Below are 19,587 nucleotides of genomic sequence, written 5' to 3'. Positions count from 1 at the left end.
TGGTGACAGAATGAATCACTTATATGAGCCGCAAGGCGATCGTGAAATAACGAATATCTTGAGCCCACACGATGTGGGCTATGTAACTGCTTTGGCGCAAGATGTTGCGACAACTGAAAAAAATATAGCCGCTATCGAGAGCGGTTTTTTTAGTGCTCCAAATTCTGATTGGATGGAAAGTGAGCAAAACAAGCTGCATGCAATGGAGCAAGTTCACTTTCATAGAACGAAAGAATCTGCGGAAACTTGGCAGTTAGTTCAAGACGGGAAACTAACGTTAATCACCCCTGAGTATTTCAATAAAACTAAGCGCGGAGCGCACGCCGTAGGCGTGGGAACACTAGGCTTGTCAAAGGGCGGCAAAGTCCGACACGACAAAAGACGCCACTTGGATCGCTTTACTACCCGCTCACGCCGCCTAAAACCGCGCTCAAAGAGCCAAAGTGTTCATGTTGAGTCACAGCACTACGGAATTGAACAAAATGCGCCACAAGTCGGATGGGTGCGAGATAAAGACCGAAATCGTCTTGATTACATCCCAAAAGGGCAAAGTCGAGCTTACTTGCTTAAGCGAGAGTGGGCTCAACAGGTGAAATTGCAAGTCACTTACCACCCAAGTCCAAGCGATGCGCCGCAATCACCAACGGGTGAGCGTTTCACTGAAAAGTTGAGTTCAAACGCAGTTAAGAAAATCTTTGAGGCGGGGGCGTATGTCGCTACTTGCCATGGTGGTTTTACTACGTTTCTGACCTTAACTTTTACCGAAGAACAGCGAAAGCATTTGTTCGGCGGTGAAGCGCTGACCGATGAGGGTTTAGCGTATTGCCCCATTCAAACCACCATAGGCAAAGAAGTATCTCGTTTTCTAGATGGCCTTAAAAAAATGTATCAGCGCGGCTTTGAATATCAACCATCAGAGGTGGGTGAGCTTTCACTTACTGACAAAGTGGTTGTGCAGGGTAATCAAGGGCGACCATTGAAAGCTATCTGGAGAACGAAAGACGAAAACAAGCAGATTCGAACGCATATCCAAGAGCTACACGGAGCAACTAAAAAGCCTTTCGACTTTCATTATGTTTGGGTTGCTGAATGCCCCGCGAATGAAAACGGTGAGCCGAATCCACACGTTCATATTTTATTGAATTACCACGTACCAAAAGAACATTTTCAAGGGTGGGCAAAACGTGTTGAACGGCTTTGGGGTCATGGCATGGCAAATCTTCAACGCATTCAGCATAAAGACGCGGCGGCGGGTTACCTGATCAAGGCGATCGGTTATGCCGCGAAAGGTAGCAACGCTGACCAAGGTTTAATTAAAGGTAATCGCTATAACATCGCCCGTTGTAGTCGCGCCCCTGAGTGGGAGGCTCTCGCGAGTTTCGATGTTTCTAATATGACGGGAATTATCAAAGAGTGCGGGTATCGATTAGAGCAATGGAAAGCACCGATTAAGCGGGATATTGCTCGAAAGCAACTCAAATTAAATGAGGCTAAAAAGGCCGCAGATATAAATAAAAAACAACGCAAGTTTGATGCCGTTGGCAAGCTCAATCGGTTAATGAAAAAACTCGGTAGCGAAGTTAGAGAAGAGAAAGAGCGCTTGAGCAGTCGCGGCGTATTTGCCAGTTCGGATAATCAATTTTCTATCAGTTTTGAGGGGGAGACTTGTGAGCAAAAGGCCAATCAATTTTTAGAGTGGGCGGCAGGGGCTCGCGGTTGGAGTATGACGACTGAGGATGCGTATTTAGATGATATACGCCTTGAAGCAAAAGACCGCTACCGCCAAGCCTTTCAACGTTGGCAAGTCAATCAGGCCAATTGGTTAAGTCTGCTCAATCAGGATTTGCCACCAATACCACCTTACGAAATTCAACAAGAGCTACTCGGTCAGGCCATGAACGAAGTAGAGCAATATTATCAACAACAGGTAATCCAATGACGGAAAAAACACTGCAAAGCGAAACAACCCGTTTGCTTAATGAAATGGATTCGGAATCGCAAGCATATAAGCCCCCAATGGGATTTGGTTTTATCAAACCTTGGTTAGTGAAAACTATCTGGCTTTTTAAAGCCTTTAATCAACGTCTAGACGCATTAGAAAAGGAAAACAGCTAATGGAAAATGAAACCCAAATATTAGGTTATGTGCAATGCCGAACTTGCTCACAACCGAAAGCGATTAAGCAAGGCAAAGGAAAACGCGCGGCGTTTGTTCATGGCCGTTGTGAATGTGGGCCTGATACGCGAACGGGCAAAGCGGCTCAAGCCGAAATGAAAGCGTTTAAATCCTTGGAAGAAGTTCAGGCAGATATCGAAGCAATCAATAACCCTGTTGTGGAAGCACAACCAATGGCAATTGAACCGGAAAAAGAAACGGAATCTAAACCAAAAAATGAGACTGAGCCAAAGCCAATAACAACCGTTAAATGCGTTGGTATTGGTGCGGTGCTTGGCTTGTTCTTCGGTGGTGTAATCAAAACAATAAAAGTGGTGGCGTAAATGGAACAAACAGAACAACTAGACCAAATCGAAATTGAAGAACTAGAGCAGCATGACGAAAGTGAAGAGCTTGCTTTGTTGGCCGAACTTGGCGAAGAAGATTTCGACCCTTCCCAATCCGAACAAAAAACCGATGCTAAACAAGCAGCACTATTGGCAGGCGAAGCAACGGCAAGTGCGGTTCTTGGCGTGACAGAGCAAATGCTAAAACAATTCGGTCACCAAGAATTTTCTTTTGATGCTGAACAAGCTCAAAGCGTTGCAAGTGCAGCCGCTCCGTTGTTCGTTAAATATGGCGGTGAACTTCCACCGTGGTTAGCTCATTACAAAGAAGAACTGTCATTTGTGATCGCAGCTGGCGCACTCGGTTTTACTTCGTTTAACCAAATCCGAACCCTTAAAGCGATTGATGAAGCGAAAGAGGTAAACCCTCAAGAGACGGAATCAGAGGGAAAAGAGGAAGTGCAATAAATGCAACCAATTAACCCAAATAATGCCCTTAAGAATGGTCACGTGTTTGCGGTTGGTATGAGCGGCAGCGGTAAAACCTCTGCCGCCAAAAAGCTGTTTATCAAATCTACCGACCAAGTAGCCATGTTTGATCCAATGGGCGACTACAGCGGAAAGCTAGCAGGGCGAGTGGTGCGTGGTTATTCCAGTATTAAGGAGTTTGCCGCCGCACTGATTGCAGGGCGCAAAACAAAGCAGGGCTTTAAGATTGCGTATCAACCAACTCATGAAACCACATCAAAGGACTTCGATAAGTTTTGTCAGGTCGTTTGGGCTATGGGGAACGGAAAGCACACCAAGCCATTAAAAATTATTTGTGAAGAGGTGGCCGAGCATAGTGAAAATGCAGGTAAAGCAGTTGGCTATCATGGAAAGATATTGCGCTTAGGCAGGAAGTTTAACCTACACACTATCAACCTGTTTCAACGTGGTCAGGAAGTCTCGAAGACCATTATTGATAACTGTCAGCATGCTTGTGTGATGATGCAAAAGACCAAAGCCAGTGCGACCTATTTGGAAAAAATGACCGGAATCCCTGCTGATGCGATCGAGCAACTCGACCCGCTTGAGTATCTACTGCAAGACGGGAAAGCATTCAAAAAGGGCGTTATCCGGTGGTAGTTTGTGATTCAAGTCTCATTTAAACCAAACCTAAACCAAATAAGTATTAGGAATCCAAACCAAATCATTTGTTTAAGTAAAGGCCGTCCAATGTTGGGCGGTCTTTTTTATAGGAAAACAAATGGCAGGTTTTACACCAAAAAAATTAGCAGTCATTGCTGTGCTAGCAGGCATTGTGGCAGCGGGTGTTGTTTGGGCTTCAAACAACGTTGATGCTGTTGAAGACCAAATCGGTTAAGGGAGTTAGTTACTATGTCTACTCCAACTAAACTGAACTCTTTTACGGGTACGGGCTACGGTGAGAAAGCTACGTTAACCATCCCGATTGGTCCTACGTACGATGAGATTTTTCTCGAAACCAATCTTAGTGCGGCTCAACTTCGACGCGTAACCATCAGCTTGAATGCGGATGAAATTATCGTTCTTGATGGTGAGCTGATTAAAAAGATTGAAGCGTACAAAGGTCTTGCTCAAACGGATGGTTTTTTCACAATTCCATTAGCTGATATTTCTGCAAAAACTAAGAACGGGGTTCGTTACACGGGTCTTGTGACTGAAGCAGGTGACAATATCACTCTGGAAGTTGAGATTGCAGATTCTACTCAAGACAACGCGCCTGCTATCAAGCTTCAAGCGTGGGCAACAGTGTCAGCGCGTCAGCCTGCTCGTGTTGTTATCCCACAAATCAAAAAGCAGACGATGCAAGCAAGCTCAACAGAAAATGAGTTTCTTGATCTCGTTTCTGGCCCTCTTCATTTAGTGCGCCGCATGCACTTCATGAGTGATCAAATCCACTCTCTACAAATCTATCGTGATTTCGTGAAAGTGCATGATTCAAGCCGTGCGCTTGAAGATATGCGCGCCAAACGAAACCGCCGTTTTTGGCAGGCGGGTTGTTACCACTTTGACCCAATCATGCGCGGCTTTTATATCGATGAGCTGTTTCCTACGGCGCATGGTTCAGAGCTGAAATTTACGGTGAAAACCAATAAGCCTGTTGGCTCAATTCCAATCATTGTTGAGTCGGTGCTCGTTGTTCGCCCTGACTTAGTGTAGGGGGTGACTATTGGCTTTTTGGGATGACTTAACGGACTTCGGTTCTGGTCTGCTTGATGACGTTGGCGAGGGAATGGGCAACTTGATTGATGTCGCGACCAAAGACGACTCATCGAAAAATGCAGGCACAACGCAACAGCCACAACAGACAGTGAAAGATAACCACGGCAACGCGGTTACGGGTTCCTCTCTACAAAGTAACGACAAAACCCTTTTGTATGTGGGCGGTGGTATTGGTGCTGCGGTGCTTTTACTTGGTCTTATCGTGGTTTTGAAAAACTAACAGGAGGAAGAGTTATGCCATTAATTGTGGTTCTTCCTCTGTTAGCGGGTGGTCTTGGTTTTGGTGCGGGTTTCTGGTCTGGAAGTAGCGCAACCAAGCTATTAAAAATCGGTGCCATTGGTGGCGGTTGCTATGTGACTTATCGAGTCATTAAGGGGAACAAATGATACCAGGTATCGGTGGTGGTTTGAGTGCAGGCGGTTCTATGCCAATCAGTGCCGGAGGCGGCGCAGCTGGACCAAGTGAAGCAACGGGCACCAATTCAATTGGCGGGATTCGAAATGGTGCGATCAACTTTGGTGGTAGTGCGGGGCAAAAGCTTGCGCAAAACATACCGTTTGTGTTGTTAGCTGTTGGCATTGCGTGGGTGGCGTTTAAGAAATGAATTTTATGTTGATTAGACCCACTCGCGCAGATATTGCCGCTCAGTTTTCGCTAATTAAATCCGCGTTCAATGGGGTGTCACAAGCTAAGGCTGAATTTGATTTTTGCTGTGATGCGGTGAAAACAAAACGAGCCAGTTTTTATCACTTGAAAGGGGTAGGCGTTTCGGTTCGCTTTGTAGGCTTCGTCACCAGTGACAATGATTATTTGATTCTAGCAATGACAGGTAAGGGGCTAGTGAAAGCTGCACCTTGCATCATTGAAGCAGTGAAATCTCAAGGGTATCGCTCAATCAAATATCACACGGTTCGCCGTGGCATGGTGCGAATACTTGAGCGTTTCGGTTTTTCGGTTTCGGGTAAGTCAGGCCGTGAGTCTGTTTTATCCCTTGTTTTGGAGAATGACTAATGGGCGGAGGTGGTAGCAGTTCAAGTAAGAACGTAACCAACACCACGAACACGAGCGGCACCAGTGCCATTAGTGGGGATAACCTTGGTGTCGTTCTCTCTGGCATAAATGGCAACGTTGGCAATATATCTATGACTGATCACGGCTCAGTAAAAGCCGCGTCAGAAATAGCGAAACGGGCAATGGATAGCAATAGTGCCGCAATGGATAAAGCAGCGCGTTTAGGTTCGGATGCACTCCGCGCTAATGAACATGCGGTGGATGAGTCGTTTGATTTTGGTCGTGATGCGATCAAGTCAAACGAGAACGTCAGCAAAGAGGCGCTCAAGTTAAACGGCCAGATTGCCTCTGACTCGATTAAGGCAAATAAAGACTCGTTGAAATCGGCACTGGATAACGGTCAAGAATCGTTATCTAAGGCGTTTGTCTTTGGTGAGAAAGCGTTAGAAAACAGCCGTCGAACTAGTGAAAAGGCGTTAGACAATATGCGCTCGAACAGCGCGGATACAACGTCAGCCATTAAGTCTATGGCAGCACAATCGGGAGAAAACGCCCGAGCTGCTTTGGCTATGGCAGAAAACACCGCATCACGCAGTCAAACGGGTAGCTCTGGTGATATCAGCAAGGTGGCAATTGCTGTTGCTATTTCTTTTGCTATCGCAGGCGTTGCTCTTGCGTTTAAGGGGGACTAGATGAAAGCGATAACTTTAGAACCTAGTGCAGTAAAGCGTTTTGGTGTCGGTTCGGCTCTTTTACTGATAGTCCGTGAAGCTCAGGAATATTTGTACGTCCGAAGCGATAACGGCGAAAAAATTCGTGTAGATGCAGGCGATACGTTAGACGTTTCAAGCTTTAAAGAGCTTGAGATATCTAACCCGCACACTGCGCCTATCCGCGTTGTGTATCAGCTAACTAAGCAGGACTTAAAAACAACACCGCCTGCTCAAGTGAAATTCGCTGAATCTATGGCTATCAGTGAAGTGCGATCAGTTGTCACGACCCGACAAGAGATTGCACAACGCTTTATTAGCCGTGACCACATTCTTATTCAGCCAAACAACAAAGTTCGTTTAGTGAATGCTTCGGTTACACGACTAGAAGCGATTATTCAGAACATCAGTGATGCAGAAGCCGAGGCGATGCTCGGTGACTCGCATGTTTCTGCTGTAGTGGGATTACCCGTTTTAGGTGATCGCACGGCACCTGCAGGAATCACACTGACGGGAGGCGGTGAACTGTGGGCGTATAACAACAGCAATACACCATTAAAACTGGCACTGATGGAGGTTCACCGATGAGCCACTTCATGCCACGTCGAGCGGTCGTGACATACGACCCGCTCACCGAACACTTAAAGAACCTAAAACCTGAACAGGTAGACGCGTTGGAAATGATACGCGGCGTATACAGCAATCAGGTATCACTAAGCTCGGCGGTAGTCTCATTACAACGCCACGCTTTCAATTCAGATAATGACGTTCACGAACTGGCCGACAGTGTTGCAGCTAATACGTTGCCACGCCTGCAGAACGTAGCGGAAGAAATGGAGAAAGAACTCAATGAGTGATTTTACGGCAATCGGGCAACTGGTGACCGAAGCCCGAAACCTACTAGATAGCATCAAGGGTGGTGCTATTCGAACGATGCAGAACAGCTTTGATACTGCAATGAGTGGATTTACCCATACGTTTAATTCGAAACTATCCGGTTATCAAGGCCAAATGAACACTGTTACTAAGGCCGTGATGGAAGTGATTAACGGAGTGAACGTTTATCACGTAGCAGGAAAGAAGATGTACACCATCAAACATACAGTTGCTAATGGTGGTTACAAGAAAGATGCGAATTTAGACCCCGATTACCCAAACGTAGCTGATCCTACAATCCCTCCTACATATTTTAATTTGATTGAATTTGTAGGCCATAGCACTGGTAGTGGTGACTTGTTCAGAGTGGAGTTTTACCAAACTCACCGAGGCATGAATCATGGTGGCTATGTTGAGCATTTTGTTTTCACAGGTTCAACTTCTCATGATTCGGTTTCCGGTTATTTGGAAGTTAAAAAAACAACTGCTCGCGGTGGTATTTGTCTCTTTGTTTCTCAACCAAAAGGTGATCGTGAGATAGCTATCACCAAAGAAATGGAAGGGCAGATTATTCCAATTAGTCTTCGTGACATTGGTCAGCGTTATGACAATGGAATTGCTCGTTTAACCCTGAAAGTAGACACCCGACACCAAGCGGGAGCAACTCGCCAATTTTGTATTAATGGTGAATACACATCTAGTAAAGGTCGCCCACCTGTTTCGCTAGTTAACGATAAACCAGTTAATTGGAGTAAGTAATTATGGATGAAGTCACTCAAGAATTTACAACTATTGAGCTTGTTTCTATGACTCGATGGACTGAAGTTCGTGCTATTCGTGATGCCAAATTAAAGGCAGCAGATAAGCTTTTGGAAACCTCTATTGATCAGGGGGTAGATGAAACCTTATTTCGCCAGTATCGCCAAGCTCTACGCGATATCCCTCAAACGTTTACTAATCCGGAAGATGTGGTATGGCCTCAAAAACCATCATTGCCGCAAGCGTCTTCATAATTGGGGGGCTAGCCTACATGACATATAGAAAAACTCTGCCGCGTGGTGTGCGTAATAACAACCCGCTAAATATTCGTGAGTCCAAAGGTGATCGCACTCAGTGGGATGGTGAGCATCTACTTGACCTAGATAAAAGCTTCGAAGAGTTCAAGCATCCGGTTTATGGCTTTCGAGCGGGGGCGCGTGTTCTTCGTAGCTACTCACGACAAGGCTTTCAAACCTTAAGCGAAATGATAAACCGCTTCGCTCCGTCAGTGGAGAACGACACCGAGCTATACATCAAACACGTTAGCGAGTGGACGGGCATCGGTCGTAATCAGGTTGTCGATGTGAACAACAACGAACAGCTAGCTAAGCTATTACATGCAATGAGTCGTAAAGAAGTCGGGAGCTATTACGGTTTAAGCATGGCGCGTGAAGGGGTTGCCATGGCATGACCAAAGAAGACTACAAAAAAATAGCTATTACCGTAGTAGGTGGCGTTCTCGCCGCCTACACCATCAAGTATTTACGACAGAGCAAATTATTATGAAAAGCTTACTAGAAAAAATCGGTATCGACCTTGACCAACCATCAACCAAAAAGGGTTTAGCGTTACTTGGCGCGGGAGCTGCTTTGGTAGCTGGTCACCCTGAACTTATCACTGCTAGCGTATCGGCAGACGGTGTTCAATTCGGTGGCATTATTGGCGCAAGTGCTCCAATAGTATTTGGCCTATGGGAAACCCTACGCAATGAGTTCAAGTAATGGCAGAGTATCAAACATTAATAATCGCCGTTGTTAGTGCCTTGTCTAGCGGTGTCGGTGTGGGTATCACACTCAAAACCGATGTTAAGTGGCTGCGCTTGATGATGGAAAAGATGGATGAGCGTTTGACACGACTTGAAAGTAAAAGCCCAAACTGAGAGTGCTTTGTTCGAAGTAGAGGTCTCGTCGTGATTAAGTTGATTTGGTAAATGTTGTAGGCAAGGCTTGAATTATATACAAATGCTACCATATACGCGGGTAAGCAATTTATATTATGGCGAGTGAGGTATAACAATGGATTCATTTATCAAGCTAATTAAAGCAATAAAGCCTAATCAATTTTACTTGATCGGAAGCACTTTGGTTGCCGGAGGACTTGCTGGTAGCTCATCTCCATTTTGGTATCCATTGGTTGAGGATGTGATAAGAAGCACTCTTAACCTAGCATCAAAGTCTGATGTATATAGTGCATCTCCTACTACCGTGTGGTTGTCAATATTTACCATGGTTTTGGGAGTTGCTGTGATTGTAGTAAATCGTTACTTCGAGTATCAAGAGCAGGTACTAAGCGCGAAAGCAGATAACGTTGTAAGATTGAGGCCTGAGCCTAACCCCAGAGCATTTGAAGCTGATACTGGTGGCGAAATAGTAATTAATGGCGGAAAAATAAAGAACTACGAGGCCGTTGCCAAGGCATCCACTCAAGGTGTTATAAAAATCAATGAAACTGATGTGGAAAGGTAAATGAAAAAATATCCTATCAACTGTTCGAACTGCGGACTAAAGATCACTATGCTGCTCCCGACAAGGCCTAGTCGATGTCCTGAATGTCGTGAATATTTTGGATTTTACGATGTTGATGATGGTAACCAAGATGATTTTGGTATTCGGATCAGTGACAGTTTTACAAGTGGTGGGAGTAAGTACATTCACGCTGAGGGAGAGTGTTCCATAGAAACTCATAACGATGTGGTGATGGATGTTGACACTGTTGTCACCGCTATTAAGGGGGCTAAAGTGGAAATGAACAACCCTACTATTGATAAGAAGCCTGAGTTTCCTGATGCATTGGATTACAAAGGTGTCGAGATTAGCCCGCCTAAAGTATTTATACTTCAAACGATCGTTAACGATGTTATTGGTGCAGAACAGACTTTGTCTATGCCTTATAGTGAAATCAAAACTTTTTTTAGAGTGGTAGTTAACCGGATCCACAGTGGCTTGGTTTTTGGCCTTAACGGTGGAGCTTTAACTGGTATTAGATGTTTGTATTCTGATGGCCATCATTCTTTAGAAATAATTGATACTGATGGCCAGATAACCGATGAAGGTATAGAGCTACTCAAATTTGTAGCGACAAGAAATCAAGAGAGTAACTAAACTTTAGTTTTCTTGTGTAAATTTTGCGGGAACAATTGCGTATATACCTGCCATAAAATATTCAAATTCCTATGACCTGTTACTTGGGCTACTTCTTCAATTGAGTAGCCCTTTTCAAACAAGCGACTTGCACCCTCTCTTCTTAGGTCGTGATACCTCAAATCCTCAATACCCAATTCGTTCCTTACTCTTTGAAAGCCTGCGCTAACACTTCGTGAGTTGTATGGGAAAATAAGTTCGCCTTTGTTTGGTTGCTTTAGTGCGATCTCAAATGACTCACCAAGCAACGGCACAATCATGTGATTACCTTCTTTCTTCCTTGGGTCTTTTCTATCTCTAACGAGTATTGTTTTATGTTCTTGGTTGAGGTCTTCCCAACGCAGTTTGCACACTTCACCAATTCGCATACAAGTAAGAATGCTGAACTCTAGAATGTCAGTGAATGGGATTCGAGTTGTGCCGTTTGGCCGGAAAGATTCACGTTGTTCTAACCCAAGCTTTAAGCGTTTCAATTCTTCGGAAGTTGGGCGGCGTGTTCGTTTCTGGCTCTTACCGACTAACCCCATATCAATCAGAACGGGTACGGCTTCATCAAATATCTGGTGATTGGTGTCGATGTTGAAGACAGGCTTAGATTTTTTCATTACAGAACGTAGGTAAGCAATATCATGATAAATCGTTGCGGGTTTGGCTCCTGCGCCTCTTCGGTTTTTACAGTGCTCGATTAAGTCGCTAGTTCGTAGCTGATTACTCTCAACTTGGGCGATATCGCAATCTCTAAGCATCTTAATCACATAGCGTTTTGTTCGGCCTGTATTGTCCCAAAGGTCACGCTCGGCCATGAACAAATCGAGGAGTACCGAAAGGGGGACTGTTTTTGGCTGATTGAGTACCCCTTGAGCCTCTAGTTCAGCTACCCTTTTTTTACCGAAAGCTTTAGCGAGTGCTTTCTTTTTTAGAGTTTTGCTTTCCCTGTGTATAATGCGCGAATTCTTTTTAACGATGATTGTTACCTTGAACCTTGGTTCACCGCTTTTTAGCTTTCTGGTCTCGATGGTATAACTTGCCATTGTCCAACTCCTAAAGGGGTACTTGAGGGGTACTACAGGAAGTAATTCCGTTTAATTCTAGGTAATTCACTGTATGTTTGTACAGTATTAATTGAGACTGAATCATGACAAACACTAATAAAACCAGTAAATACGCTAGTAACCGACTTTCTGTTGCACCCATGCTCGATTGGACTGACCGCCACTGTCGTTACTTTCACCGTTTGCTTTCTCAGCAGACTCTTCTGTACACGGAAATGGTAACAACGGGCGCGATCTTACATGGTAAGGGCGACTTCCTAGAATATAACGAGCAAGAACATCCTCTTGCACTTCAACTCGGTGGTTCAAACCCGGTTGATCTTGCTGCTTGTGCCAAGCTTGCTGGTGAACGCGGTTATGATGAAGTGAATCTTAACGTAGGTTGCCCTTCAGACCGAGTTCAGAATGGTCGATTTGGTGCATGCTTGATGGCTGAGCCCGAGTTGGTGGCAGATTGTGTTTCAGCGATGAAAGAAGTCACTGATATTCCAATTACCGTGAAAACGCGTATCGGTATCGATGAGCAAGACTCTTATGAGTTTCTAACTAAGTTTGTTTCGACGGTTTCTGAAAAAGGTGGCTGTGAGCAATTTACTATTCACGCGCGTAAAGCGTGGTTGAGTGGCCTTAGCCCGAAAGAGAACCGTGAGATCCCACCGCTAGATTACGATCGTGCATACCAAATCAAGAAAGATTTCTCTGATCTGGTGATTGCCGTGAATGGTGGCATTACGACTCTTGAGCAAACTAAGGAGCACTTGCAACACCTTGATGGTGTGATGATTGGTCGTGAGGCTTACCATAGCCCATTTATTTTGGCTGAAGTTGATCAACAGATCTTTGGTTTAGACACACCAATTAAGAAGCGCTCACAGGTTGTCGAAGAGATGTACCCGTACATCGAGCGTGAACTTTCAAATGGCGCAAGTTTAGGTCACATCTCTCGTCACATGCTTGGTTTGTTTCAAAGCATGCCTGGTGCAAGACAATGGCGTCGCTACATCAGTGAAAACGCACATAAGAAAGGTGCAGGTATTGAAGTGATGCAAACAGCATTGGCTAAGATCCCTAAAGAGCTAAATGTTTAAGCTCCCTCTAAGTTAAAAACTTAAGGTTAAATTCGCCACTAGAGGCTAAATTTACCACTGTAAGTTTCTGAAAAGCCACGCATGAAGATGTGTGGCTTTTTATTTATCTGATAAATAAGGGTTTTATTGGTTTGGCACACTTGGTATGGAAGCTGCAATGTTAGAAAGTAGGAAAGATAGGTCATTAACTCATTAGGGAGACCATTATGTTTGAATTAATCTTTGTTCTTATTTTCGTCGCAACTCTACTTGTCACTGGTATCACGTTTATGACGGTATTGGCTGCAACCGGAGTAGCGTTATTAGTCATGTTGGTCTTAGGTATGATGGGGGTCGTGTTTAAGTTACTGCCTTGGTTGATCGTGATTGCAATCGGTGTGTGGTTTTTCAAAAACTTTGTACACAGTTCTAACCAAAGACGTTACTAAGGTCATGGTGTCGTCAAATCTTTGATCGTCAGCGGTTTATCGTTTGAGAATTTAAGATGTGTGATAGAATTTTCCCCAATAATCTATGAATGTGCATACAATTAGCACAACGATATGGAATTGGAGCTATCTCAAATGAATAAAATGCCATTAATTGCTTTAGTGGGAATGCTATCTTTAAGCTCGGCAGTGTCTGCTGAAGAAGAGTTTTCTTACACGGCTAAAGTCGGTGCCGATATGTGGTGGGGAAGTACAAAGCTAAACGAAGTTAGACAAGATGATGACTCTAACTCACCTTCGTTGTATTTCGCATTTGAGCATAATGCCCCGATGCTACCAAACGCTAGCTTTCGCTATACTTCTGTTGATGCAGATTCATTGGCTTTCGATAAGTACGATTACACCTTCTATTACACGTTGTTAGATCACAAGCTGATGAACTTCGATGCGGGTGTGGCGTTTACTCAATACTCAAACTCGAATTACATTGAACCAAAAGCAACAGGTGCGAAAACATCGACGTTTGATGAGTTCACGTGGAGCTTCTACGGTAACGCAGAGATCAATGTGCCGGACACCAACTTCGATATCATTGGTACGATGGAGTTCGGTGATAGCAGTGGTATTAAGAGCACTGACTTGATGGCGGGTGTTCAGTACCGAATCCCTGTATCAGAATCTGAAATTGCCCTGCGTGGTGGTTACCGTGTTATCGATTTAGATTCGGATGAGTTCTTTAGCTCAGAACTAGGTAAGAGCTTTGTTATGGTCGATGGCTGGTTTGCTGGTGCTGAAGTGCGCTTCTAGGCCATATAAAGCAAATTTAGAGCGAATTTTAAGAACGCCACTTTATTAAGTGGCGTTTTTTATATCTATTGGTTACTTGAGTATATATCTTTCTGGAATTAGTTAGCACATTCATCACTTTCGACCATCCTTAATACAGAGAGCCAATTTGCGTCTATTCTTATAAGGTCTATGTAGTGAGGTCAAAGCAAGGGATGGAATATGACACTCAATGAATTGAGAAATTTATATAGAGAAAACCTGTTAGTTGAAGCGATCATAGAGCCCTCAATTCAAGAAGGGTCTTGGGTTGTGGAGTTTCGCCATATGGGGGGTGGCTTCGTTCTGCTTACTGATGTTCATGGTGAAGAATGTCATTACGCGGATTTAGACTTGGCATCTAAATCGGCAATGGCGGTTGGCTTTCAGCAAGTACGCATTGAAAACCAGTAAGACAATTTACGTTTCAATCGGTTTTTACTTCCAAAAAGTTATAAAACATACTTTTCTATTCTTTCTTGTTATTAAAAGGAGTGGTTAATCTATCGTCACGCAATGATTAGGGATGTCGTGACCATGTCTTTAAATAAGAAAGAGTCTTCACAAAATAATAATGCACAGTCTGGGGCTAATGAGTTACCTGGGCTAGCAGCACCACTTAATGACCAACAATTGGGTCATCTTCAGCAAACTGTTTCTGAACTGTCTTCACAACAACTGGCATGGGTCAGTGGTTACCTTTGGGGAGTGAGCCAAGCTCAGCCTGTCGGTGCTGCTGCGCCAATCGCTCAAGCGGCCGCTGCAGTAGCGGCTAAGCCAGCGGGTAAGCTCAGCATTATCTTCGCTTCTCAAACCGGTAATGCTAAAGGCGTCGCTGAATCGCTAGAGGCAGAAGCAAAAGCCTTAGGTATCGCCGTCGAGCTTTTCGATGCGAGTGATTATAAAGGTAAGAACCTAGCCAAAGAGACACACGTCATTTTCGTCGCTTCAACCAATGGTGAGGGCGAAGCCCCTGATAACGCGATTGAGTTGCATGAATTCCTTCAATCGAAGAAAGCGCCAAAATTATCAAACCTACAATACGGTGTGATTGGTTTAGGTGACTCAAGCTATGAGTTCTTCTGCCAAACGGCTAAAGACTTCGATAACTTCCTCGCTAAGCTTGGTGCGAAATCGTTTGTCGATCGCCTTGATTGTGATGTTGATTACGAAGAGTCAGCAACGGAATGGCGCGCTAAAGCGTTATCACAAGTTCAAGAAACGCTATCGACAGGTGCCGAGGCTGATATCGTTCAGTTACCAGTAGGCCAAGCAGCTGCCGGTCATTCGCAATACACCAAACAAAATCCATATACAGCGACACTATTAACCAGTCAAAAGATCACGGGTCGTGACTCGGGTAAAGATGTTCGTCATATCGAGATTGATCTTGATGAGTCGGGCATTACCTACCAACCCGGCGATGCGCTAGGCGTATGGTATGAAAACAGTTCAGAACTCGCAAATCAGATTCTTTCTAAGGTTGGGTTATCGGGTATCGAAAGTGTCGATGTCGATGGTGAGAATCTATCTATCCATAGTGCGCTAGTGAGTAAATTTGAGATTACCACTTCAAACCCTCAACTTGTGACTAAGTTTGCTGAGTTATCGGGCAGCAAGAAGTTAATCAAGCTGGTGGAAGATAAAGACAAGCTTCGTGAATACGCGGGTAATACTCAAGTTGTCGATGTTTTAGCTGAGAAGAAAACTAAGCTATCGGCTGATGAGTTAATTGGCCTGTTACGTAAGCTGACACCGCGTCTCTATTCTATTGCATCAAGCCAAGCAGAAGTAGATGAAGAAGTTCACTTGACGGTTGGTTTGGTTGAATACCAAAAAGGCGAAGAGTCTCGTTTAGGCGGAGCTTCTAGCTTCTTAGCTCAACGTCTTGAAGAGGGTGGTGAAGTGAAGGTGTTTGTAGAGAACAACAATAACTTCAAGCTACCACAAGACGACAATACACCAATCATCATGGTCGGCCCGGGTACCGGTATCGCACCGTTCCGCAGTTTTGTTCAAGAGCGTGAAAACAATGATGCTGAAGGAAAAAGCTGGTTGTTCTTTGGTGACCGTACCTTTACTCAAGATTTCTTATACCAAGTTGAATGGCAAAAGTACCTCAAGTCTGGCGCGCTAACTAAGCTCGATGTTGCCTTTAGCCGTGACCAAAAAGAAAAGGTTTATGTTCAGGACCGTTTAATCGAACAAGCAGAGCAGGTGTGGCAATGGCTGCAAGAGGGCGCGTACCTCTATGTCTGTGGCGATGCGACTCGAATGGCTAAAGATGTTCATGAAGCGTTAGTTTCGATAGCGGAAAAGCATGGCAACCAGAGCCGCGAGCAAGCTGAACAATATATTAATGATTTACGTAAAGCGAAACGTTACCAAAGGGATGTGTACTAATGAGCAAGCAAGTAATAGAGCAAGAAGTGCTAGGTCAAGTACTTGGACCTTTGGCTGACAATGAGCGTCTTAAGCGTGAAAGTAATAACCTACGCGGTACGATTGAACAAGATCTCCAAGACCGCATAACAGGTGGCTTTACTGCTGATAACTTCCAGTTGATTCGTTTCCACGGTATGTATCAACAAGACGACCGTGATATTCGTAACGAACGTACCAAGCAAAAGCTCGAACCGTTACACAACGTAATGCTTCGTGCGCGTATGCCTGGTGGCATCATCACTCCAAAGCAGTGGTTGGCGATTGATAAGTTCGCAGACGAAAGCACCTCTTACGGTTCAATTCGTCTAACAACACGTCAAACGTTTCAGTTCCACGGTGTGTTGAAGCCGAACATTAAGTTGATGCACCAAACGCTCAATAACATTGGCATTGATTCCATTGCGACAGCGGGTGATGTAAACCGAAATGTTCTGTGTACGACAAACCCAGTTGAATCTGAACTTCATCAAGAAGCTTACGAGTGGGCGAAAAAGATCAGTGAACATCTATTACCGAAGACTCGTGCTTATGCAGAAATCTGGTTAGATGGTGAAAAACTAGAAACAACGGATGAAGAACCTATCCTTGGTAGCAACTACCTACCGCGTAAGTTCAAGACGACGGTTGTCATTCCTCCGCAAAATGATGTGGACGTCCATGCTAACGATCTTAACTTTGTTGCTATTGCTGAAGACGGAAAGCTGGTGGGCTTTAATGTGTTAGTCGGTGGCGGTCTTGCTATGACACATGGTGATACCTCTACTTATGCACGTAAAGCTGACGACTTTGGTTTTGTGCCATTAGATAAAACGTTAGATGTAGCAGCGGCGGTGGTAACGACTCAGCGTGACTGGGGTAACCGTTCAAACCGTAAGAATGCAAAAACCAAATACACACTAGACCGTGTTGGTATTGATGTATTCAAAGCAGAAGTAGAAAAGCGTGCAGGCGTAGAATTTTCTGAAAGCCGTCCTTATGAGTTTACTGGCCGTGGTGATCGCATTGGTTGGGCGGAAGGCATTGATGGTAAGCACCACTTGGCGTTATTCATCGAGAATGGTCGTTTACTTGATTTTCCGGGTAAAGCTCTGAAAACAGGTGTTGCTGAAATAGCGAAGATCCACAAAGGTGACTTCCGCATGACAGCGAACCAAAACCTAATTGTTGCAGGTGTACCTAAGAGCCAAAAGGCAAAAATTGAAAAGCTGGCACGTCAATACGGTCTGATGGATGATGCCGTTTCCGAGCAGCGTAAAAACTCAATGGCTTGTGTGGCATTCCCAACATGTCCTTTAGCAATGGCTGAAGCTGAGCGTTTTCTTCCTGAGTTTGTAACGGATGTTGAAGACATTCTGAAGAAACATGGATTACCAGAAGAAGATAACATCATCCTTCGAATCACAGGTTGTCCAAACGGTTGTGGTCGTGCAATGTTGGCTGAGCTTGGTTTAGTCGGCAAGGCTCCGGGGCGTTACAACATGCACTTAGGTGGCAACAAAGCCGGAACTCGTATCCCTAAGATGTATAAAGAGAACATCACATCAGCTCAGATCTTAGAAGAGATTGATGCGCTGGTGGGACGTTGGGCTACAGAACGCAACGACAAAGAAGGGTTCGGTGATTTTACAATCCGAGCTGGCATCATCGAAGAGGTGATCATTTCCAAGAGGGATCTGCATGCATAATTCTGTCGCTTCAAAACTGAAGTTAGCAGAGCTACTCGCATTGACTAAGACGGAGCAAATACTTCGTCTTGGACAAATCAACGCAGAGTTAGAGCAGCTAACCGCATTAGAAAGAGTTAAGTGGGCTTTAGATAATTTAGAAGGGACACATGTTGTGTCTTCTAGTTTCGGAATCCAAGCAGCATTGATGTTGCACCTAGTGACCCAAGCAAAACCAGATATTCCGGTTATTTTGACTGACACAGGGTATCTATTTCCGGAGACCTATCGCTTTATTGATGAGTTAAGTCAGAAGTTGACTCTAAACCTTCAAGTCTTTCGCGCCCAACAGAGCCCTAATTGGCAAGAAGCGCAATATGGGAAATTGTGGGAGCAAGGTCTAGAAGGGATAGAGAAGTACAACAAGCTTAATAAAGTTGAACCGATGAGAAGAGCGTTGGATGAGCTCGAGGCTGGGACATGGTTTTCTGGGTTGAGAAGAGAGCAATCTCAATCGCGTGCAAACTTGCCTATCTTATCTATCCAAAATGGTGTGTTTAAGTTCTTGCCAGTAATTGATTGGACAAATAAAGATGTTCATTATTACTTAGAAGAGCATGGTCTCAGTTATCACCCACTTCGTGAGCAGGGGTACCTTTCTGTTGGAGATACTCATACTACTAAGAAATGGGAACCGGGTATGACTGAAGAAGAAACCCGTTTTAATGGTCTAAAACGAGAATGTGGTCTCCATGAAGACGATGGAGAGCAATATGGCTCTGGGATTTAGACTCATTGCCATTTAAAAAGCTGCCATAAGGCAGCTTTTTTGTTTTCTAGGGTGAAAATTAGAGCAATTGTGGATAAGTCTGTGGTTATTCTGTAAGTACTTTGTAGTTAAACTTGCACAAATAAGGCTTTGAGTGTTTATTCGTCATCTAACCGTTATTTTTACATTTTCCTTTAATAAACACTTGCCAATGTGAGGAACATCTCTATAATGCCGCCTCACTGACACGGCAGACGCCACAAGGCTTCAGCACAGAATGTTAGTAAGGCAACTAGCTTTAAGCGATAATTCGCTTCTACTTTTAGAAAGTAGGAATTAATTCCAAATAAGTGTTTGACACTGAGAATTAAATCGCTAGAATGGCCGCCTCTTCCGAAGTGATGTAAGTCACAACGAAGAGAAGCTCTTTAATAATTTAAACCTATCAATCTGTGTGGGCACTCGTTGATGAATATCAAAACGTTTTATCTTCCCTTTTTTAAAGAGAAGTAAAACAGATTCCTCGGAATCAAATTTGGTTTCAATGAACTGAGTGACCAATACGAATAACTACTTTCTCTTGTAGAAAGAAGGTATTTGGCACAGTCAATTCATTATCTTTCTGTTGGAAAGGTAATAGCTTTAGAATTACTTTTTGTAGTTTTGAAGTCAGTATTCATTGAGCCGACAAAATCTTAAATTGAAGAGTTTGATCATGGCTCAGATTGAACGCTGGCGGCAGGCCTAACACATGCAAGTCGAGCGGAAACGACACTAACAATCCTTCGGGT

The 19,587-nt window shown here is 44.2% G+C and carries 28 protein-coding genes; 27 read left to right on the top strand and 1 reads right to left on the bottom strand.

Translation table 11 applies throughout. The features are described 5' to 3' along the window. Positions 1–10: 10 nt before the first annotated feature. From F0229_RS18605 to F0229_RS18510, 20 genes are all read left to right on the top strand, one after another. A complete protein-coding gene (locus tag F0229_RS18605; protein ID WP_171733443.1) occupies positions 11–1,939 on the top strand; it encodes a hypothetical protein in 1,929 nt (642 codons plus the stop codon). Further along, the gene (locus tag F0229_RS18600) at positions 1,936–2,115 is read left to right on the top strand and encodes a hypothetical protein (RefSeq protein ID WP_171733442.1); all 180 of its coding nucleotides are present in this window, start codon (positions 1,936–1,938) and stop codon (positions 2,113–2,115) included. Before F0229_RS18605 ends, F0229_RS18600 begins: the two co-directional genes overlap by 4 nt. Next, positions 2,115–2,498, top strand: coding sequence for a hypothetical protein (locus tag F0229_RS18595; protein WP_132764202.1), 384 nt, complete (start codon positions 2,115–2,117; stop codon positions 2,496–2,498). The genes F0229_RS18600 and F0229_RS18595 overlap by 1 nt, the downstream gene beginning before the upstream one ends. After that, on the top strand, positions 2,499–2,969 hold the full coding sequence (locus tag F0229_RS18590; RefSeq protein ID WP_171733441.1) for a hypothetical protein: 471 nt from the start codon (positions 2,499–2,501) through the stop codon (positions 2,967–2,969). Then, the gene (locus F0229_RS18585) at positions 2,970–3,629 is read left to right on the top strand and encodes an ATPase (protein WP_102315762.1); all 660 of its coding nucleotides are present in this window, start codon (positions 2,970–2,972) and stop codon (positions 3,627–3,629) included. 252 nt (positions 3,630–3,881) lie between these two features. Next, positions 3,882–4,685, top strand: coding sequence for a major capsid protein P2 (locus F0229_RS18580; RefSeq protein WP_102467441.1), 804 nt, complete (start codon positions 3,882–3,884; stop codon positions 4,683–4,685). A 10-nt stretch (positions 4,686–4,695) separates the two neighbouring features. After that, positions 4,696–4,968: a hypothetical protein gene (locus F0229_RS18575; RefSeq protein WP_016783618.1), complete on the top strand. Its 273-nt coding sequence runs from the start codon at positions 4,696–4,698 to the stop codon at positions 4,966–4,968. Between the two features lie 14 nt (positions 4,969–4,982). Further along, positions 4,983–5,135 carry a hypothetical protein gene (locus F0229_RS18570; RefSeq protein WP_171733440.1) on the top strand — a complete coding sequence of 51 codons (153 nt, stop codon included), beginning with the start codon at positions 4,983–4,985 and terminating at the stop codon, positions 5,133–5,135. Then, the gene (locus tag F0229_RS18565; RefSeq protein WP_016783620.1) at positions 5,132–5,353 is read left to right on the top strand and encodes a hypothetical protein; all 222 of its coding nucleotides are present in this window, start codon (positions 5,132–5,134) and stop codon (positions 5,351–5,353) included. Before F0229_RS18570 ends, F0229_RS18565 begins: the two co-directional genes overlap by 4 nt. 5 nt (positions 5,354–5,358) lie before the next feature. Next, complete coding sequence (locus F0229_RS18560) at positions 5,359–5,760, top strand: hypothetical protein (RefSeq protein WP_017071467.1); 402 nt, start codon at positions 5,359–5,361, stop codon at positions 5,758–5,760. Continuing rightward, positions 5,760–6,452 carry a hypothetical protein gene (locus F0229_RS18555; protein WP_171733439.1) on the top strand — a complete coding sequence of 231 codons (693 nt, stop codon included), beginning with the start codon at positions 5,760–5,762 and terminating at the stop codon, positions 6,450–6,452. The genes F0229_RS18560 and F0229_RS18555 overlap by 1 nt, the downstream gene beginning before the upstream one ends. After that, complete coding sequence (locus tag F0229_RS18550) at positions 6,453–7,058, top strand: hypothetical protein (protein WP_171733438.1); 606 nt, start codon at positions 6,453–6,455, stop codon at positions 7,056–7,058. After that, positions 7,055–7,327, top strand: a complete 273-nt coding sequence (locus tag F0229_RS18545) for a hypothetical protein (protein WP_171733437.1) — start codon at positions 7,055–7,057, stop codon at positions 7,325–7,327. The genes F0229_RS18550 and F0229_RS18545 overlap by 4 nt, the downstream gene beginning before the upstream one ends. Beyond that, positions 7,320–8,105, top strand: a complete 786-nt coding sequence (locus tag F0229_RS18540; protein WP_171733429.1) for a hypothetical protein — start codon at positions 7,320–7,322, stop codon at positions 8,103–8,105. The genes F0229_RS18545 and F0229_RS18540 overlap by 8 nt, the downstream gene beginning before the upstream one ends. A gap of 47 nt (positions 8,106–8,152) precedes the next feature. Further along, positions 8,153–8,359, top strand: a complete 207-nt coding sequence (locus F0229_RS18535) for a phage tail assembly chaperone (protein WP_253821008.1) — start codon at positions 8,153–8,155, stop codon at positions 8,357–8,359. 17 nt (positions 8,360–8,376) lie between these two features. Then, a complete protein-coding gene (locus tag F0229_RS18530; RefSeq protein ID WP_016787872.1) occupies positions 8,377–8,796 on the top strand; it encodes a virion protein in 420 nt (139 codons plus the stop codon). 91 nt (positions 8,797–8,887) lie between these two features. Beyond that, complete coding sequence (locus F0229_RS18525; RefSeq protein ID WP_059021649.1) at positions 8,888–9,106, top strand: hypothetical protein; 219 nt, start codon at positions 8,888–8,890, stop codon at positions 9,104–9,106. Next, positions 9,106–9,264 carry a hypothetical protein gene (locus tag F0229_RS18520; protein ID WP_170968685.1) on the top strand — a complete coding sequence of 53 codons (159 nt, stop codon included), beginning with the start codon at positions 9,106–9,108 and terminating at the stop codon, positions 9,262–9,264. Before F0229_RS18525 ends, F0229_RS18520 begins: the two co-directional genes overlap by 1 nt. Positions 9,265–9,400: 136 nt before the next feature. Then, positions 9,401–9,850 carry a hypothetical protein gene (locus F0229_RS18515; RefSeq protein WP_171733435.1) on the top strand — a complete coding sequence of 150 codons (450 nt, stop codon included), beginning with the start codon at positions 9,401–9,403 and terminating at the stop codon, positions 9,848–9,850. Beyond that, the gene (locus F0229_RS18510) at positions 9,851–10,486 is read left to right on the top strand and encodes a hypothetical protein (RefSeq protein ID WP_136994630.1); all 636 of its coding nucleotides are present in this window, start codon (positions 9,851–9,853) and stop codon (positions 10,484–10,486) included. Here F0229_RS18510 and F0229_RS18505 read toward each other — a convergent pair. Next, complete coding sequence (locus F0229_RS18505) at positions 10,483–11,556, bottom strand: site-specific integrase (protein ID WP_171733434.1); 1,074 nt, start codon at positions 11,554–11,556, stop codon at positions 10,483–10,485. The two genes, F0229_RS18510 and F0229_RS18505, sit on opposite strands and share 4 nt — an antisense overlap. Positions 11,557–11,660: 104 nt before the next feature. Here F0229_RS18505 and dusA point away from each other — a divergent pair, with 104 nt between their 5' ends. The 7 genes from dusA to F0229_RS18470 all read left to right on the top strand — a co-directional run bounded on the left by dusA (position 11,661) and on the right by F0229_RS18470 (position 18,817). Further along, positions 11,661–12,665 (top strand): tRNA dihydrouridine(20/20a) synthase DusA, encoded by a 1,005-nt coding sequence (gene dusA / locus F0229_RS18500; RefSeq protein WP_171733433.1) that lies wholly within the window; start codon positions 11,661–11,663, stop codon positions 12,663–12,665. 206 nt (positions 12,666–12,871) lie between these two features. Further along, positions 12,872–13,093: an envelope stress response protein PspG gene (gene pspG / locus F0229_RS18495; protein ID WP_017059950.1), complete on the top strand. Its 222-nt coding sequence runs from the start codon at positions 12,872–12,874 to the stop codon at positions 13,091–13,093. Positions 13,094–13,228: 135 nt separating this feature from the next. Further along, the gene (locus F0229_RS18490; RefSeq protein ID WP_171733432.1) at positions 13,229–13,900 is read left to right on the top strand and encodes a TIGR04219 family outer membrane beta-barrel protein; all 672 of its coding nucleotides are present in this window, start codon (positions 13,229–13,231) and stop codon (positions 13,898–13,900) included. 201 nt (positions 13,901–14,101) lie between these two features. Then, entirely contained in the window at positions 14,102–14,332 is a 231-nt protein-coding gene (locus tag F0229_RS18485) for a hypothetical protein (protein ID WP_004735813.1), read from the top strand. 123 nt (positions 14,333–14,455) lie between these two features. Then, positions 14,456–16,321 carry an assimilatory sulfite reductase (NADPH) flavoprotein subunit gene (locus F0229_RS18480; RefSeq protein WP_017059952.1) on the top strand — a complete coding sequence of 622 codons (1,866 nt, stop codon included), beginning with the start codon at positions 14,456–14,458 and terminating at the stop codon, positions 16,319–16,321. After that, positions 16,321–18,048: an assimilatory sulfite reductase (NADPH) hemoprotein subunit gene (gene cysI / locus F0229_RS18475; RefSeq protein WP_171733431.1), complete on the top strand. Its 1,728-nt coding sequence runs from the start codon at positions 16,321–16,323 to the stop codon at positions 18,046–18,048. The genes F0229_RS18480 and cysI overlap by 1 nt, the downstream gene beginning before the upstream one ends. Beyond that, complete coding sequence (locus F0229_RS18470) at positions 18,041–18,817, top strand: phosphoadenylyl-sulfate reductase (RefSeq protein WP_171733430.1); 777 nt, start codon at positions 18,041–18,043, stop codon at positions 18,815–18,817. The genes cysI and F0229_RS18470 overlap by 8 nt, the downstream gene beginning before the upstream one ends. The last annotated feature ends 770 nt before the right edge of the window (positions 18,818–19,587 follow it).

Origin of the sequence: Vibrio sp. AIC-3 (genome assembly GCF_013114515.1) — a bacterium.
GTDB classification, from domain to species: domain Bacteria; phylum Pseudomonadota; class Gammaproteobacteria; order Enterobacterales; family Vibrionaceae; genus Vibrio; species Vibrio crassostreae_C.
This window is presented reverse-complemented; position numbering and strand designations above follow the sequence as displayed.

Excerpts from the sequence above, each read along its gene's own strand:
- F0229_RS18605 (WP_171733443.1), top strand. The coding sequence starts at position 11 with ATGAATCACTTATATGAGCCGCAAGGCGATCGTGAAATAACGAATATC.
- F0229_RS18600 (WP_171733442.1), top strand. The coding sequence starts at position 1,936 with ATGACGGAAAAAACACTGCAAAGCGAAACAACCCGTTTGCTTAATGAA.
- F0229_RS18595 (WP_132764202.1), top strand. The coding sequence starts at position 2,115 with ATGGAAAATGAAACCCAAATATTAGGTTATGTGCAATGCCGAACTTGC.
- F0229_RS18590 (WP_171733441.1), top strand. The coding sequence starts at position 2,499 with ATGGAACAAACAGAACAACTAGACCAAATCGAAATTGAAGAACTAGAG.
- F0229_RS18585 (WP_102315762.1), top strand. The coding sequence starts at position 2,970 with ATGCAACCAATTAACCCAAATAATGCCCTTAAGAATGGTCACGTGTTT.
- F0229_RS18580 (WP_102467441.1), top strand. The coding sequence starts at position 3,882 with ATGTCTACTCCAACTAAACTGAACTCTTTTACGGGTACGGGCTACGGT.
- F0229_RS18570 (WP_171733440.1), top strand. The coding sequence starts at position 4,983 with ATGCCATTAATTGTGGTTCTTCCTCTGTTAGCGGGTGGTCTTGGTTTT.
- F0229_RS18565 (WP_016783620.1), top strand. The coding sequence starts at position 5,132 with ATGATACCAGGTATCGGTGGTGGTTTGAGTGCAGGCGGTTCTATGCCA.
- F0229_RS18560 (WP_017071467.1), top strand. The coding sequence starts at position 5,359 with ATGTTGATTAGACCCACTCGCGCAGATATTGCCGCTCAGTTTTCGCTA.
- F0229_RS18555 (WP_171733439.1), top strand. The coding sequence starts at position 5,760 with ATGGGCGGAGGTGGTAGCAGTTCAAGTAAGAACGTAACCAACACCACG.
- F0229_RS18550 (WP_171733438.1), top strand. The coding sequence starts at position 6,453 with ATGAAAGCGATAACTTTAGAACCTAGTGCAGTAAAGCGTTTTGGTGTC.
- F0229_RS18545 (WP_171733437.1), top strand. The coding sequence starts at position 7,055 with ATGAGCCACTTCATGCCACGTCGAGCGGTCGTGACATACGACCCGCTC.
- F0229_RS18540 (WP_171733429.1), top strand. The coding sequence starts at position 7,320 with ATGAGTGATTTTACGGCAATCGGGCAACTGGTGACCGAAGCCCGAAAC.
- F0229_RS18535 (WP_253821008.1), top strand. The coding sequence starts at position 8,153 with ATGACTCGATGGACTGAAGTTCGTGCTATTCGTGATGCCAAATTAAAG.
- F0229_RS18530 (WP_016787872.1), top strand. The coding sequence starts at position 8,377 with ATGACATATAGAAAAACTCTGCCGCGTGGTGTGCGTAATAACAACCCG.
- F0229_RS18525 (WP_059021649.1), top strand. The coding sequence starts at position 8,888 with ATGAAAAGCTTACTAGAAAAAATCGGTATCGACCTTGACCAACCATCA.
- F0229_RS18520 (WP_170968685.1), top strand. The coding sequence starts at position 9,106 with ATGGCAGAGTATCAAACATTAATAATCGCCGTTGTTAGTGCCTTGTCT.
- F0229_RS18515 (WP_171733435.1), top strand. The coding sequence starts at position 9,401 with ATGGATTCATTTATCAAGCTAATTAAAGCAATAAAGCCTAATCAATTT.
- F0229_RS18510 (WP_136994630.1), top strand. The coding sequence starts at position 9,851 with ATGAAAAAATATCCTATCAACTGTTCGAACTGCGGACTAAAGATCACT.
- F0229_RS18505 (WP_171733434.1), bottom strand. The coding sequence starts at position 11,556 with ATGGCAAGTTATACCATCGAGACCAGAAAGCTAAAAAGCGGTGAACCA.
- dusA (WP_171733433.1), top strand. The coding sequence starts at position 11,661 with ATGACAAACACTAATAAAACCAGTAAATACGCTAGTAACCGACTTTCT.
- pspG (WP_017059950.1), top strand. The coding sequence starts at position 12,872 with ATGTTTGAATTAATCTTTGTTCTTATTTTCGTCGCAACTCTACTTGTC.
- F0229_RS18490 (WP_171733432.1), top strand. The coding sequence starts at position 13,229 with ATGAATAAAATGCCATTAATTGCTTTAGTGGGAATGCTATCTTTAAGC.
- F0229_RS18485 (WP_004735813.1), top strand. The coding sequence starts at position 14,102 with ATGACACTCAATGAATTGAGAAATTTATATAGAGAAAACCTGTTAGTT.
- F0229_RS18480 (WP_017059952.1), top strand. The coding sequence starts at position 14,456 with ATGTCTTTAAATAAGAAAGAGTCTTCACAAAATAATAATGCACAGTCT.
- cysI (WP_171733431.1), top strand. The coding sequence starts at position 16,321 with ATGAGCAAGCAAGTAATAGAGCAAGAAGTGCTAGGTCAAGTACTTGGA.
- F0229_RS18470 (WP_171733430.1), top strand. The coding sequence starts at position 18,041 with ATGCATAATTCTGTCGCTTCAAAACTGAAGTTAGCAGAGCTACTCGCA.